Source organism: Pedobacter sp. AW31-3R (assembly GCF_052180285.1).
Taxonomy (GTDB): Bacteria; Bacteroidota; Bacteroidia; order Sphingobacteriales; family Sphingobacteriaceae; genus Pedobacter.
On sequence record NZ_CP197475.1, the window covers coordinates 1,940,929 to 1,956,706 of the forward strand.

A 15,778-nucleotide genomic window follows, 5' to 3' on the forward strand; every position below is an offset into this window, starting at 1 on the left:
CAAAAATCATGTTTAAGAAATTTATTGACAGGCCCGTCCTGGCAACCGTTATCTCCATTCTGCTGGTGATACTGGGCGTGCTTGGACTTACAAGACTACCCTTACAGCAATTCCCCGATATCGCGCCCCCTGCTGTACAGGTGACGGCATTATATCCGGGTGCAAATGCAGAGACTGTATTGCGCTCTGTAGCACCTTCCCTGGAAGAGGCCATAAACGGGGTAGAAAATATGAGCTATATGAGCTCTACCGCCAGTAATGACGGTTCATTGGTGATTTCCGTTTATTTCAAACTGGGTACCGATCCGGACCAGGCAGCGGTCAACGTGCAGAATAGAGTATCACAGGCGACCAGCCAGCTACCGGCTGAAGTGATACAGGCCGGGGTAACCACGGCAAAACAACAGAATAGTCTGATTATGGTATTGAGTTTTTATACCGAAGATGTTAAAAATTACGATCAGACGTTCATGGCCAACTATTCAGCGATCAACATTATCCCGGAAATTAAAAGGATTCCCGGTGTTGGTCAGGCCCAGATATTCGGAGGAAGTAAAGATTATTCTATGCGGGTATGGTTAAATCCTGCACAGATGGCTACCTATAACCTTACCCCGAATGAAGTCATTGCAAAAATAAAAGACAAAAATCTGGAGGCTGCACCTGGTAAATTCGGTGAAAGCAGCAGCAATGCTTTTGAATATGTACTGAAATACAAAGGAAAGCTCAGCAAAGCTTCAGAGTATGAAGACATCATTATCCGTTCCAATGCAGATGGCTCTTTCCTTCGTCTTAAAGATGTTGCCAGGGTTGAATTCGGTGCATATACCTATAGTAGTGAAACAAAGGTCAATGGAAAAACAGGACTGAATGTAGGAATCCAGCAGCTGAGTGGCTCGAATGCGAATGATATTCAGATCGCGATCGAAAAATTCATGAAAAAGGCTGAGAAAGACTTCCCTAAGGGGTTGAAGTATACTGTGCTTTACAGTACAAAAGTATCGCTCGACCAATCGATAGACCAGGTTGTCCATACCCTTGTAGAAGCTTTTATCCTGGTATTTATAGTAGTGTTTATCTTTTTACAGGATTTCCGTTCTACTTTAATTCCAGCTATTGCCGTTCCTGTAGCGATTCTGGGAACGTTTTTCTTTATGCAGATTTTCGGTTTCTCGATTAACCTGCTTACCCTTTTTGCACTGGTGCTAGCCATTGGTATTGTGGTCGATGATGCGATTGTGGTTGTCGAGGCCGTCCACGCCAAAATGGAACACAAACATATCGGGCCTAAACCTGCTACAGCTGCGGCAATGCACGAGATCACAGGGGCGATTATATCCATTACACTGGTCATGAGTGCAGTATTCCTTCCTGTAGGATTTATGGAAGGTTCTACAGGAATGTTCTACAGACAATTTGCATTTACGCTCGCCATAGCGATCGTTATTTCTGCAATCAACGCTTTAACGCTTAGTCCGGCCTTGTGTGCCCTATTCCTCAAAGAAATCCATCATGACCATGCGGCAGAGCCAGTCAAGTCCACTTTTAAACAACGTTTCTTTAAAGGATTTAACCGGAGTTTTGAGTCGTTAACGAATAAATATGTAAGCAGCCTGAAGTTCCTCATCCGTACCAAATGGTTGAGTCTGGGCGGACTTGCTGTAGTTATTCTGGCTACCGTTTGGATGGTTAAGAAAACACCTACAGGGTTTATTCCTTCGGAGGACCAGGGATTTATAGCAATCTCGATGTCTATGCCAGCGGGTGCTTCACTGGAAAGAAGCAAAGAAGTGATCCGCAAGGTGCAGGAACAATTACAACCGCTGTCATTTACCAAACAATTCAATGCCCTAACCGGCTTCAATATACTCACACAGTCGACCAGCCCCTCATCCGGAACGGCATTTATCCTGCTGAAACCTTCAGAAGAAAGGGGAGAAGTGAAGGATATCAACCAGATTATAGGTATTGTAAATGGAAAGCTGGCTACAATTAAAGGAGCGAACTTCTTTGTCTTCACCTTTCCAACTGTACCAGGATTTAGTAATGTAGACGGACTTGATTTTGTCCTGCAGGATAAAACAGGCGGCAGGCTTGACAAATTTAGTGGCGTAGCCAATAATTTCATAGGGGAGCTGATGAAACGTCCGGAGATCGCCGTTGCCTTTACCTCTTTTAAGGCCGATTATCCGCAGTTGGAAATGAAGATTGACGATTCAAAAGCAGAGCAGCTAGGTGTATCTACACAAGATATCCTTCAGTCCATGCAGGCATATTTCGGAAGTTCCCAGGCCTCAGATTTCAACAGGTTTGGAAAGTATTACCGTGTGATGGTACAGGCAGATATTGCCGACAGGGCAGATCCTTCAGCAATGGATGGGATCTATGTGAAAAATAAACAGGGGGAGATGGTTCCTGTAAGTACCCTGGTGAAACTTAGCCGTGTATACGGACCGGAAACGGCCTCAAGATATAACCTGTTTACCTCTATCGGAGTCAATGCGATGGCAAAACCAGGCTTCAGTTCCGGGGATGCCATTAAGGCTGTAGAGGAAGTTGCAGCGGCACAGTTACCTTCCGGTTATTCCTATGAATTCTCCGGTATTACGAAAGAAGAGATCACTTCCGGAGGACAGTCGGTTATTATCTTCGGCCTCTGTCTTATTTTTGTTTACTTCCTATTGTCAGCACAGTATGAAAGTTATGTGTTGCCACTGGCTGTTATTTTATCTATTCCTACAGGCGTCTTTGGTGTATTTGTAGCCATCGGGTTTACCGGAATTGAAAATAATATTTATGTACAGGTCGCATTGGTCATGCTCATCGGACTGCTTGCAAAAAATGCAATTCTAATTGTAGAGTTCGCTGTGCAAAGGCGCAAGATGGGAAAATCACTGGTATCCTCGTCCCTGGAAGCTGCTAAATTACGTTTACGTCCGATCATCATGACTTCACTTGCCTTTGTGGTAGGATTGGTTCCAATGATGAGCGCAACTGGCCCCTCTGCTTTAGGAAATCACTCTATCAGTATCGGTGCAGCAGGAGGAATGGTTACCGGCGTTATCCTCGGACTGTTCATCATTCCTGTTTTATTTATCATCTTCCAGTTTATCCAGGAAAAAATAACGGGTGCCTCGAAACCGGCGGCCATCCAGCATGTACACACTAAAAATATTCACGAATATGAAACCGTTTAATTATTATTTAGCTTTTTTACTCCTGCTCGTGGTAGCAGGATGTAAAATCTCTAAAGATATTCCCACTCCTGTAAATGCTGCTCCTGAACAATTCAGGGGAAGCAATGCAGCGGATACCACTGCCAGCATCGCCACTCTTCCGTATAAAGATTTTTTCAAGGAAGAGGCCATCAGAAACCTGATCGATACGGCTATACTCCGAAATTACGATATGCAGGTAGCATTGAAAAACATTGAAGCCGCCTCCCTCGTCTTCAGTCAGGCGAAACTTGGAAACATACCGGAACTGAATCTGAAGGTGACAGCTAATTCGAGCCGCCCATCGGATAACAGCTTAAATGGTTTAACCATCAGCCAGTTTGCCGGAACAAGACATATTGAAGATTACAGTGTTACTGCAGGCCTCAGCTGGGAAGCCGATATCTGGCGTAAGATTGCCAATCAGAAAAATGCTGCAGGGGCAGCATACCTGCAAACAGCAGAAGCAAGGAAAGCCATTCAAACCCGTCTGGTATCTAATATTGCACAAGGATTCTACAGGCTGATTATGTTGGATACCCAGCTTGACATCGCCAGGAAAAACCTTGCCCTGAATGACAGCACCCTTCGCATCATCCAGATGCAGTTTGATGCGGGACAGGTAACTTCATTGGCAATCCAGCAGGCAGAGGCACAGCAACTGGTCGCTGCGGGACTGGTGCCACAACTGGAACTGAACATCAGCCTGGAAGAAAATGCTTTGAGTATCCTCACCGGAGCCTATCCTCAAACTATTGCAAGAATAGGAAAACTGAACTCCCTGGTTTTACAGGAACAGCACAGTACAGGGATTCCGGCGGAAATGCTGAGCCTGAGACCGGATGTGAAGATGGCTGAACTGGAGCTGATGAAAGCCAATGCACAAACTGGAATTGCGAAGGCAAACTTGTACCCTTCTTTGGTGATTACAGCTTCTGGTGGACTGAACTCTTTTAAGACCAGCAACTGGTTCAACGTGCCTGCCTCATTGTTTGGTATGGTGGCGGGAGGCCTTACCCAGCCGGTGTTTCAGCGTAAGCAGTTGAAAACACAGTATGAAGTGGCTTTAGTCGAACGTGAAAAATCTGTACTGCAATTCCGATCCAGCGTGCTCTTTGCCCTGGGGGAAGTGGCTGATGAGCTGGCGAAAATCGAAAAACTGCAGGAGCAATATGCCATTGCAGGAAAGCGGGTACAGGTGGTTCAAAGCGGATTGCAAAATGCAAACTTCCTGTTCAAAAGCGGAATGGCCAATTACCTGGAAGTGATCAATGCACAAAGTAATGCCCTGCAAAGTGAACTGGATCTTGCAACTATTAAAACGGCACAGCTCAATGCTACCGTACAACTTTATAAAGCTTTAGGAGGAGGATGGAAATGATAGACCACACTACACTTCATCCGACATTATGGTCGGAAGTCATCAATTATTTAAGGTTTTCTGCAACTGATGCGGAAAACCTTAAACTGAAACAGTCGGTTAAAGAACTCAGTATGGACCATATTTCTGTTTTCAGGACCACTGTACAGCACCAGAAAGATCTTGAAAAGGTCGCGGTTTCCTTAAACAAACTTATTGGAAAGGAAAAATGGACCATAGATCTCGATGATGAGGAAAAGGTATTAAGAGCAATTTTTAGGGTAGACCGGCAGGAAGAAATTATCGATGCCTGTAAGCGTTCCGGTTTTAGCTGTGAATTAATGCCTTACTGAATTTCCTGATTTTCCATTGCCGGAAAACCTTGGGATTACTCAAATGTTGCACAGACAAATGGGTCGTTTGTCTGTGTAATTGCTTAATTTAGCAAACAACAATGAGAATTCTTCATACGGCAGACTGGCACCTTGGTAAAAGACTCGAGCAGAGTGAACGGACAGATGAGCATCAGGCATTTCTGGACTGGCTGATACATACCTTACAGGCAGAAAATATAGAAGTATTGATTATTGCCGGAGATATTTTTGATACCGGCAGTCCTTCAAATACTGCTTTTGAGCAATACTACAGGTTTCTGCGGCAGGTGAAAGATACCTGTTGCAGGGAGGTCATTATCATTGGCGGAAATCATGATTCCATCAGTACGCTCAATGCTCCACAGGCATTGTTAAAATATTTTAATGTACATATTATCGGGGGGGTACCCGAAGATTTTAATGACCAGATCATTGAAATCTGTGATGCTGATGGTTTTCTTGAACTGGTGGTCTGTGCGGTTCCTTTTTTAAGGGACAAGGATATCAGGCTTTCAGTATCAGGAGAAAGCGTAGAGGAAAGAGAAACCCGTATTAAACAGGGAATCTGTAACCACTACCATCAGTTTGTACCGCTCATCAGTCAGTATAAACTGAGGAATATTCCTGTCGTGGCAACCGGACATTTGTTTGCTGCCGGATCCAGTACTTCAGAAAGTGAAAAGGAAATCCATGTCGGTAACCTGGGGCAGGTTGGGGGCGACCAGTTTCCGGTAGATTTTAACTATGTAGCCCTGGGTCATATCCATAAACCCCAGTTGGTTAACCAAATGAACCATATCCGGTATTCCGGGTCACCCATTCCACTAAGTTTCTCCGAGACAGCCGATCGCAAGCAGGTAATCATTATCGACTTTAAAGGTGCTGAAATTACCGCTTTAAGAGAACTGGAAATACCTTGTACACGTAAGCTTATCCGGATTAAAGGTGATTTTGAAAAGGTAAAAAGCAAACTCATGGCGCTTGAAGACCCTGAAACCTTGTTCCCGTGCTGGATTGAAGTACAGGTACAAACGGAAAAAGTTATTTATGATCTGGAAGAGCAGCTCAATGCTTTAATTGTGCATCAGCCGTTTATAGAACGTATTTTTACACGGCAGCAGCGTATACGTCCTGCACTGAACCTTGATGAGCAGAGCACGGAGACCATGACACTGGCGGACCTTGATCCCAAAACTGTATTTTTAAAAAAATGTGCATCGGAGTATCCTGAAGAGGACCAGTCCACCCTTCTTTTTACTTTTAATGAAGTATTGGAACTGATGTCACAAAATGAGAGGGACGCATGAAAATCATCAGTATTAAATTTCTGAACCTGAATTCCTTAAAAGGGAGACATGAAATTCATTTCAATCAGCCACCCTTCAGTGAAAGTGGGCTTTTTGCCATCACTGGTCCCACCGGAGCTGGAAAGACTACTATCCTGGATGCCATTACTGTTGCGCTTTATGGGAGGGTACACCGGCACAATAAAGATGTTTTCGAGATCATGACTCGTCATACCGGGGAGTGTTATGCTGAAATAGAATTTGAGGTAAAGGAACAGTTATACCGATCAAAATGGATGTTAAAACGCAGCCGTGGTAAAGCGGAAGGAGCCTTGCAGCAGCAAAAGATGGAACTCATCAATGCGGATACAGATGAAGTTATCATTGCCCATCCCTTACAGGCCGTCAGGGATGCCATCGTGGAACTTTGCGGACTCGATTACAATCAGTTTTTGCGTTCAGTCATGCTATCCCAGGGGGATTTTACGCGATTCCTTAAAGCAGATGAAAACGAAAGAAGTGAGTTATTGGAGAAGATTACCGATACAGGAATTTATAGTGAAATCTCTAAAGCAGCTTATGAAAAGGCAAGACAGGAACGCAGCGTTCTTGAGCAGCTTAGCGGGAAGTTAAGTGAGGTCACTTTACTCCGTGCCGAAGAAAGGCTTGCTTATACAGAAGAGCTAGCAGGATTATTGGTTCGCGAAGCGGCAATAAAAAAAGAAGAACTGGCCTTACGGACTCAACTGGAATGGCTGAAAAACCTGGGAAAGCTGGAATTGCGTCAGCAGCAGCTACAGAAAAACCTGTATGCCGATGAGTTATTTTACCAGTCACACCGTGAGGCATTCAGTAGGTTAGGGTTTCACCAGCAAGCTATGGTGTATCGCCCCGCTTTGGCGGAAATAAAAACTATTGAAAGTCAGCTGCAAACATTTTCAATTGATTTGAAAGAGCTTGAGCTCTCACTTCCTTTCTACATTACTGAGTCGAACGAAACCAAGATAGCTTTAGAACAAGCCAAAAATCAGCTTGTTGCTACGCGCAAGATCCTTACAGATCATGAGCCGGTATTTGAGGAGATCCTTAAAAAGGATATGTTCATTGTACAGGCGAAGGTTGCAGTTGAAAAAACAACTGCAGAGCTGGAAAAAGCAAATACGGATTACCATACCGCACAAAATTCCAAAATATCCTTAACTGCTGAATTAAAAAATATACAGGAAAAAATCTTCCTTTTATCTGGCTGGTTAAAGGAAAATGAAGGGGATGCAAAACTGGAAAAAGAAATTGTTGTACTTCAGCAATATATGCAGCAAAAAGAAAGGTTAACCTTAAAATCCGGTTCAATGATGAACAGGGAGGATAAGTATAAAGCAGAAATTAAGCAGGGGAATATATCTGCTGAAGTCCTGTTGAAAAGTATAACCACACAGGATGATGTATTACTGGAACAGCAACATACTTTGGCTGACTTCAACCTACAACTGACGACTATGCTGTCCGGCAAGACAACAGAAGACCTGGAGCAGGAACTTACCATCTTTCCTCCGCTCATTAATATTTCTGAACAGCAATCCCGTTTATCGGTCGCTTACCAAAAGGGACAGTCATCGTTGGATAAGGTAAAAAAAGACCTGGACAACTATGCACTGGACTTTCAATCGGTAAAGACCATTCTTGAACAGCTAAGCGGGCAACATACCGACGCTGCTGAATTACTAAAGACCTTTCAGGATATCTACGAACTGGAAGTTAAAGTCCAGAATTATGACCAGGACCGGCTTGCATTGGCTCCTGAAAAACCATGCCCGCTTTGTGGTTCAATCCACCATCCTTACCTGGAGAACCATTATACAGTAAGGGTCAACGAGACATTGGAACGCCGTAACAGGCAGCAGGAAAAGCTTCAGGAAATAAGAATCCTACTGGACCAGCAGCAACAGGTTTTTAACAAGTTGAACTACCAGATAGAAGCTGGCACTCAAACGCGTACACTGGCAGAACTGGAACTTTCCACTGTCTTAAAAGAATTTGAAGACAACAATGCGCATTTGCCTAAAGGGTTGGAAATTGACAGGCCGGATATTATCACGGCTGTCATAGCGAAGAAAAAAGTACAGCAGGAAAATCTGCTGCAACAGTTAAGGGCGGCAAGATCTTTACAACAGCAAATCGTTACCCATGAGCAGATGATCCGGCAGCAACGTGAGGTAATCAGTAATTCGCGTAATCAGCTGGAGCAGCTGAAGCTTTCCTTGGCATTTGGTATGAAACAGCTTGAGGAACTTTCTCAGGAGCTGTTGACCACTGAAAAGGAGTTGAAAAATATAGATCAGGAATCTATGCACCTATTGTTGCCCTTTAAGCTTATTTATGATACAGCTGAACCGGGGGCCGTTCTGCAAACGATGAAGGAAAGGCTATTGGGATATAATGCTTCTGTACAGCAGTTCAATAACTTACAGCCGGAACTAAGGGAAAAGGAAACGGACATTAAAAATATCACTGCTGCAATACATACTAAAAAAGAGTTGCTGGATAACCTTACTATTCAACAACAAAAAAACAGTAAAGAACTGTTGCAACTCCAGGAGGAAAGGGCAATAGCTTTTGCTGATAAAGATCCTAAAGAGGAAAAAGAGAAACTGAGCAAGCAACTGGAGAATTTAGGCCGGCAGGGAGATCAACTGCAATTGCTCATGCAGGAGAAGCAGGAACAATTGCGCATTGCTGAAGCGCGCAAGGTGATGATAAACAATAGTATCCATACTTCAACATTACTGTTGGAAGCACAGCAACAAAAACTACTGATCGACATACAAGCTATAGGCCTCACTTCAGTTTCAGCACTGAATGAGAGCTACCTGGAAGATGAGGAAGCGGCTGATCTGCTTCTTTTGCAACAGGAGTCCATGCAGAAAATTGCATCTGACAAAAGTATGATTGCCGCATTGGAAAAGGAACTGATCCAGGAAAAACAACTGGCACTGACGGAAGAACCGGAGGAAGAGTTAAGTCTTCAGCTGCAACAGCGCGATGTGGATTTATCTGCCCTGATGGAACATAAGGGAAAGGTTGGTGAAGTCCTGAATCAGGATGACCAGTTGCGGATGAAACATAAAGAAGTGGCAGAACAGTTGGAGAGCCAGCAGCGGGAATATGACCGTTTCCACAAACTTTCTGTACTGATCGGTTCGGCAGATGGTAAAAAGTTTAGCCGTTTTGCCCAGGGGCTGACCCTTGCAAGATTAACAGAGTTGGCAAACCGGCATTTATTGCAACTAAGTGACCGCTATCGTATTCTTAAGAGTGCGGAGAAAGATCTGGACCTGCAGATTATCGATGCTTACCAGGCAGATGTCATCCGTCCGATGTCCACCCTTTCTGGTGGAGAAAGTTTTCTGGTGAGCCTCGCACTGGCACTTGGCCTGTCAGACCTGGCCAGCCGAAAGGTACAGATCAACTCTCTGTTTATCGATGAAGGTTTTGGAACGCTGGATGCTGAAACGCTGGATGTAGCTATTACAGCATTGGAAAACCTACAGGCAAATGGCAAGAGTATTGGAGTTATTTCCCATGTGGAAGCATTAAAGGAGCGCATAGGCACACAGATTCAGGTCACCAAACAACCTGGGGGATCAAGTCGGATCAACCTGCAGAGTTATGGAAACCTGGTAGGATTTGGTTAGAAAATACGCCTTAAACAATTTACGGTACACCGTGTTAAATAGGGTATGATCGAAAAAACATATCTCAGAAAGCACGTTGCCGTCACGGCATTTTCATTTATTATCGCCTTTTTGCTCTGTTTGCAATCCTGTAAAAAGAGTCGTTCAGATTTAGGTAACGCGTTGTTTAAGGAAACGGGCAACAAATTGTTTAAGAATATTGAAAACGAGGCTTATGTAGAAGTTTTTAAGAAAAAACTTGAAGAAGGCAAGAACAAGCTCAGCAATCCGAAATTAATCTCTGCTTATTACGAAAGCCATGGTTATGAACCCGTGATGGTGTTGCAGCATATGGAAGATAAGGGATTGCAGCATATGGTGTCTTATTTTGAGCGTTCTACCGAACATGGGCTATCCCCGGAGGGCTTTAAGGCTACTGAATTAAAAGCATTGGCGGCAAAATTATATGATAAAAAAGCCATCAAAACTATCGAGGAAGCCTATGGCTTACTTGCCGATCTGGAATTGTTAGCCGCCAATTCCCTGATCAATTACAGCAATGCCCTTCAATACGGTGTGATCAGTCCTAAAAAGATCTATGCCAGCTATTTTATGGATACCAAAAGACCGGACAGTGCAGCCATCAACAGTATTTTTTCTATTACAGATATCAAAGTATATTTGGACAGTATTCAGCCAAAAGATCAACAGTACCTTGCTTTGCAGAAAGCATTGAAGGAAGGATTGAGTGGACCGGGCATATCAAAAGATGAAACGCAGAAGCTGCTCAAGGTCAACCTGGAACGTTTACGCTGGAAAAACAAGCCTGCAGAAGAAAAATATGTCATCGTAAACATTGCCGATTTCAGGCTGGATGTGATGGAGAAAGGAAAGTCTGTCCTCGATATGAAAGTCTGTGTAGGAGAGGGTAGGAACAAGAATTTTTCTGATAATATCCAGGAGTATGATGAAAATGACCTAAAAAAGGACCGCCCATTTTCAAGGGAAACACCCCAGTTGAACAGTCTAATACATAGTGTACAGGTGAACCCGGTGTGGAATATCCCAGAGAGTATTGCCACCAATGAGATTACCAAATATGCTGCGGCCGACAGGTATTATCTGGCCAATCACAATATTGATGTTTTTGAAAATGGCAAGCGGGTGGAAGATACGGAGCTGATTGACTGGTCGGAAGGAAATCCTGGTAAGAAATATACTTTCAAACAGCGTCCTGGAGATGACAATTCATTGGGTAAAATTAAATTTCTGTTTAATAACCAGAGTGCGGTATACCTGCACGATACGCCAGCAAAGGCTGCCTTTGGACAGGCCATGAGGGCTGTTAGCCATGGATGTGTACGTCTGGAAAAACCACTTGAATTTGCACATGTTTTATTTGGTGACGGAGCCAAATATGAGGACATTAAGAAAAGAATGTCAGAAAGTGCAAATGAAGCGAAGGATATTGCTTTGCCTCATAAGATTCCTGTATACTTGACTTATACTACGGTCTGGGCAGATGCGGCGAATCAGCTGCAATTCAGAAAAGATATATATGGACTGGATATCGTGCTTTACACCTACATGCAAAAACTGGCGACAGTTGCTTAATTTTTGCTGTTCAAAGACTTAAACAGCAAAATAAATAAGAATAGCCATCCTTTTAAACAAAAAGGGCAGGACACCTATTATCCTGCCCTTTTTGTTTAAAAGGATCTTAAATATGCGCAGTAAGATTGCTGTCCAGGGGTTGGACAACTGCACTTGCAGCCAGTTGTGTATCCAGGTATTTAGAGAAATACGGTTGTTTACTTCCATTAATAAAAATCACTGTTTTACCGCCTATGGTATTGATCACCATATCGGACAATTCTGCTGCAACAGCTGGACAGCCGTGGCTGCGTCCCAATCTTCCCAACTGATTAATGGTCTTCTGGCTCACATATGGTGCTCCATGCACTACAATAGAGCGCATACGTGCGTTTGAATTAAATCCTTCATCCATACCGTCCAACCTCAATGAACGGCCATGTTTGCCATAATAAACTTCTGCTGTCACATAAAAGCCCAGACTGCTTTCCTTAGAATCATTTACATCAGAAAAACGAGTAGCCAGGTCATTTCCGCTTCGTTCTCCATGGGCAACCCAGGTATTCAGCAGTAAAGAATCCTTCTCTAGGTCAACAATCCACAGCCTCTTTTTTGTGCTGTTCTGATCAAAATCGGCAATGGTAAGAATCTGCTTGTCTTCAGAAATTTTGCCACTATATTTCAAATTATAGAAGCCTGTTAAAGCTTTTTCAAATACTGCCGGATTGAGGCCGGTTTCTCCCAAATGTGCACCATTGTAGATCTTGCTTACATGTAAGCTATATAAAGAATCTTTGGTAACAACTTTAAAGGGTGATTTTGGACTTGATGAAGGTGTCCAACTAATAATAGTCAGTGCAAGGGTACTAAAAACTAATCCTGCTCCGCCTAAAAGGTATTTTTTCATAGAAAGTGGTTTAAGTGCTATGAGTATTGATACGATTATTTAGGTAGTATTTATTTCAGATTAAATGGGGTTTGCTGAGTGTCTTTAGATTTTTGTTGAACAAATATACTAAAAGAAATAAACACTAAAAAATAACAGATACATAATTACGCTGGTATGACTTTATGTCTCAGCGGCTAAATTATATAATTACTTGCTCATGACCTAAATAAAAGTACAAAGAATAATTAGTGAATAAGCTTTAGCTAATTTTGCAGAAAAGACTATTTATTTTGATCTCAAGAATAATTAAGCTGAAAACAAGTATTCCTTATTGCGCTATTTTGATAGGGTTGGTGTGCTCAATCTGGTCGAATTCAGTAGTTGCGCAGGAAAAGTGGAAACTGGCAGATGATGATGGATGGCTCAAAATATATACGCGGCCAATGATCAATTCAAAAATTAAATCCATAAAAGTGGAATGTACGCTTGAAGCCAGTGCATCACAATTGGTTGCGGCAATCGTAGATATTAAAACCTGCGGGGAGTGGGTATACAGCAGTAAAAAAAATATAATGATCAAACAGATATCTCCTTTGGATCTTATCTATTATTCTGAAGTGACAGTACCCTGGCCGGTAGAAAACAGGGATTATGTAGTTCATATCATGGTGGAACAGGATCCGAAAACGAAAGCCATCACCATCAATTCTCCTTGTATTCCCGGATATGTAGAAGAAAAACCGAATATCGTGAGGATAAGCAAATCGGTTGCCAAATGGACAATTGTTCCCATGGAAAAAAATCAGCTGAGAGTGGAGTATCTTCTTGAAGTAGATCCACTGGGATCTATTCCGCCGTGGCTGATTAACCTGTTTGCTACAAAGGGACCATCTGAAACTTTTAAAAAACTCAGGACCCACGTCAAGAAAGACATTTATAAAAAGACATCTTACCCTTCCATTGTCAATTAAACAAGCTTTATCAGAGTTTGCATGGGTACATGGCATAGGTTTTGCATTGGCATCAGCATAGGTTTCTTCATTATGTGAGAAATCTAATGAAGAATTATCTTGTCATTTATTTTTTAATCTAATCATTTGATTATAAAACTGGTTGATCATTCACGTTTATTACCGCTGTTAAACGCCCGATAATATGGATATTATAAAGAGAAATAATGTGAATATTCTTGGTAAGGGGAAACAGACAATGATGTTCGCTCACGGTTTCGGTTGCGACCAGGCGACATGGCGATTGATCACCCCAGACTTTGAGGACGATTATCAGATCATTTTATTCGATTATGTGGGCGCCGGAAATGCAGATGCTGGTGCGTACGATCAGGATAGATATAGTACATTAGGTGGTTATGTTCAGGATGTTATCGATATTGCCGAATCTCTCGGTCTGCAAGATGTGATATTTGTCGGACATTCCATCAGTTGTATGGTGGGTGTGCTTGCATCCATCAAAAATCCCTATTTGTTCAGTAAATTAATTTTAATAGGTCCTTCGCCACGTTACCTTAATGATGAAAACTATTATGGGGGGATGGATCTCGCAGATCTTAATCAATTGCTGGAAGTTATGGACAGTAATTACCTGGACTGGTCCGGGAAAATGGCACCTGCCATTATCGGTAATCCTGAACGTCCGGAATTGGGTAAGGAGCTGACCGTAAGCTTTATTGCCACAGATCCTGAACTTGCTAAAAACTTCGCCAGGGTGACTTTTTTAGCGGACAACAGGGCTGATCTGCCATTTGTGAGTGTACCAAGTTTAACGATACAATGTAAAGAAGATCTTCTTGCTTCTGAAAAAGTGGCAACCTATATAAAAAATAATACTCCAGGTAATACGATGCTTATTCTTGATTCTTGTGGCCATTGTCCGCATATTAGTGATCCTGAAAATGTGATAAAGGCAATAAAGGATTACATCAAATAACTATGAGCAGAAAAACATTTATAGAAAATCATCCTGAAACCTTTGCTGAAATTACAAGTTCCGATTTCCTTTATCAGCAGGCACCTTGCGGGTTTATTTCATTTCTTCCTAACGGAAGTATTCTGCGTGTGAATCAGACCTTCTCCAGGTGGCTGGACATAGCGGAAGATGATATCTATCAGATCAAGATCTGGGCTTTACTGAACAAGGCTAGCAGTATGTATTATGAGATGGTAGTCATGCCTTTATTAAACGTACGTGGATTTGCGAATGGGATTAATTTCAGCTTTGTAACGAAAAATGGAAGCTTGGAAACACTGTTTAATGCCACTGCATTCAAGAACGAGACAGGGAATATCATTGCAATCAATGCAACCATACAGGATATTACCGACAGAAAGAAATATGAAGCTGAAATTTTACTGGCAAAGCGAATTGCTGAACAGGAAAAAAGGAGATTTGAGTTTCTCTCTAATACCACATCACATATTGTATGGACGGCTTTGCCTGACGGGCGGGTCAATTTTGTAAATCAGAAAGCCCATGAATATATGAATATGGGTTTGGAGGAGATGAAAGCTTTCGATGGGATTTTTGAAGAAGACAAACCTATTTTTGTAAAAGAATGGCATAAGGCCATCAGCAATGTCAGCAAACTGGAGATGGAAATCCGGTTGTTGTCCAGGGAAAAACGGGCAGAGTGGTTTGTTCTTTTTGCAGAACCATATTACAATGAAGAAGGGGAGCTGGAACTTTGGTTCGGTTCCTGTATCAATATCCATAAGCAGAAGATGAGGGAACTTGCAAATTACTCCTCCTATGAGAGCAGCTTGTTGAAAGCCCACAAGACTATTGATGTACACAAAGAGCGTTTTATCCAGATTGCGATGAATCAGTCGCACCTGATCAGAAAACCACTGGCGAATGTGCTGGGTATTTTATCCCTGCTGAATGATATGGATTTCCCGGAAGAGGCATGGGAATTACTGAAACTCTTAAATGTGAGTGCAGAGGAATTGGATGATACAATCAAGGAAGTTATTGGGGCTGCCAGCAATTCTTTTTGATTGTCCATATCTTACCCAATCCCATATGAATGGATGAAAATAGTTCCAATCTATAGTTGAAGTAGGTGAGGGAACAGGCGGCATTTTTTTATTTTTAGCCATAGGTAAAGCTTGCTCATGTAGTGGATGTTTTACCCCGTTACTTTTATCCCATTTTTTTGATATTTTGGCCTGCACTGGCTACTGCTGAATACCTAAAAGTAGCAAGGTAGAAGAAGGACTGCTTTTTGCCAGAATAAATATATACACCACATTTATTCTGCTTTTTTATGATCAACAGATCACTTAATTTTAACATTCACTTTACACCTCATCCCTATATTTGTGCCAGTAAATGCCTGGTTAGTATTTATTAAAGTTTAGGTTTAGTTGATAA

General features: G+C 42.4%; 10 protein-coding genes. 9 read left to right on the plus strand and 1 reads right to left on the minus strand.

Annotated features, from left to right (window positions below; translation table 11 throughout):
* The first annotated feature begins 8 nt into the window (after positions 1 to 8).
* The 6 genes from ACSBL2_RS07880 (at position 9) to ACSBL2_RS07905 (ending at position 11,520) form a co-directional block, all read left to right on the plus strand.
* Entirely contained in the window at positions 9 to 3,197 is a 3,189-nt protein-coding gene (locus ACSBL2_RS07880; protein ID WP_442591135.1) for an efflux RND transporter permease subunit, read from the plus strand.
* A complete protein-coding gene (locus ACSBL2_RS07885) occupies positions 3,184 to 4,596 on the plus strand; it encodes an efflux transporter outer membrane subunit (protein ID WP_442591136.1) in 1,413 nt (470 codons plus the stop codon). The genes ACSBL2_RS07880 and ACSBL2_RS07885 overlap by 14 nt, the downstream gene beginning before the upstream one ends.
* Positions 4,587 to 4,928, plus strand: coding sequence for a hypothetical protein (locus ACSBL2_RS07890; RefSeq protein ID WP_442591137.1), 342 nt, complete (start codon positions 4,587 to 4,589; stop codon positions 4,926 to 4,928). The genes ACSBL2_RS07885 and ACSBL2_RS07890 overlap by 10 nt, the downstream gene beginning before the upstream one ends.
* A gap of 101 nt (positions 4,929 to 5,029) precedes the next feature.
* A complete protein-coding gene (locus tag ACSBL2_RS07895; protein WP_442591138.1) occupies positions 5,030 to 6,256 on the plus strand; it encodes an exonuclease SbcCD subunit D C-terminal domain-containing protein in 1,227 nt (408 codons plus the stop codon).
* Positions 6,253 to 9,927 carry an AAA family ATPase gene (locus ACSBL2_RS07900; protein WP_442591139.1) on the plus strand — a complete coding sequence of 1,225 codons (3,675 nt, stop codon included), beginning with the start codon at positions 6,253 to 6,255 and terminating at the stop codon, positions 9,925 to 9,927. The genes ACSBL2_RS07895 and ACSBL2_RS07900 overlap by 4 nt, the downstream gene beginning before the upstream one ends.
* Before the next feature lie 45 nt (positions 9,928 to 9,972).
* Positions 9,973 to 11,520, plus strand: coding sequence for a L,D-transpeptidase family protein (locus tag ACSBL2_RS07905; RefSeq protein ID WP_442591140.1), 1,548 nt, complete (start codon positions 9,973 to 9,975; stop codon positions 11,518 to 11,520).
* A 106-nt stretch (positions 11,521 to 11,626) separates the two neighbouring features.
* On the opposite strand, the gene ACSBL2_RS07910 is transcribed toward ACSBL2_RS07905, so the two are convergent.
* Positions 11,627 to 12,406: a murein L,D-transpeptidase catalytic domain family protein gene (locus ACSBL2_RS07910; RefSeq protein WP_442591141.1), complete on the minus strand. Its 780-nt coding sequence runs from the start codon at positions 12,404 to 12,406 to the stop codon at positions 11,627 to 11,629.
* 272 nt (positions 12,407 to 12,678) lie between these two features.
* Here ACSBL2_RS07910 and ACSBL2_RS07915 point away from each other — a divergent pair, with 272 nt between their 5' ends.
* From ACSBL2_RS07915 to ACSBL2_RS07925, 3 genes are all read left to right on the plus strand, one after another.
* Complete coding sequence (locus ACSBL2_RS07915) at positions 12,679 to 13,359, plus strand: START domain-containing protein (RefSeq protein ID WP_442591142.1); 681 nt, start codon at positions 12,679 to 12,681, stop codon at positions 13,357 to 13,359.
* Between the two features lie 184 nt (positions 13,360 to 13,543).
* A complete protein-coding gene (locus ACSBL2_RS07920) occupies positions 13,544 to 14,335 on the plus strand; it encodes an alpha/beta fold hydrolase (protein WP_442591143.1) in 792 nt (263 codons plus the stop codon).
* A 2-nt stretch (positions 14,336 to 14,337) separates the two neighbouring features.
* Entirely contained in the window at positions 14,338 to 15,402 is a 1,065-nt protein-coding gene (locus ACSBL2_RS07925; protein ID WP_442591144.1) for a PAS domain-containing protein, read from the plus strand.
* The last annotated feature ends 376 nt before the right edge of the window (positions 15,403 to 15,778 follow it).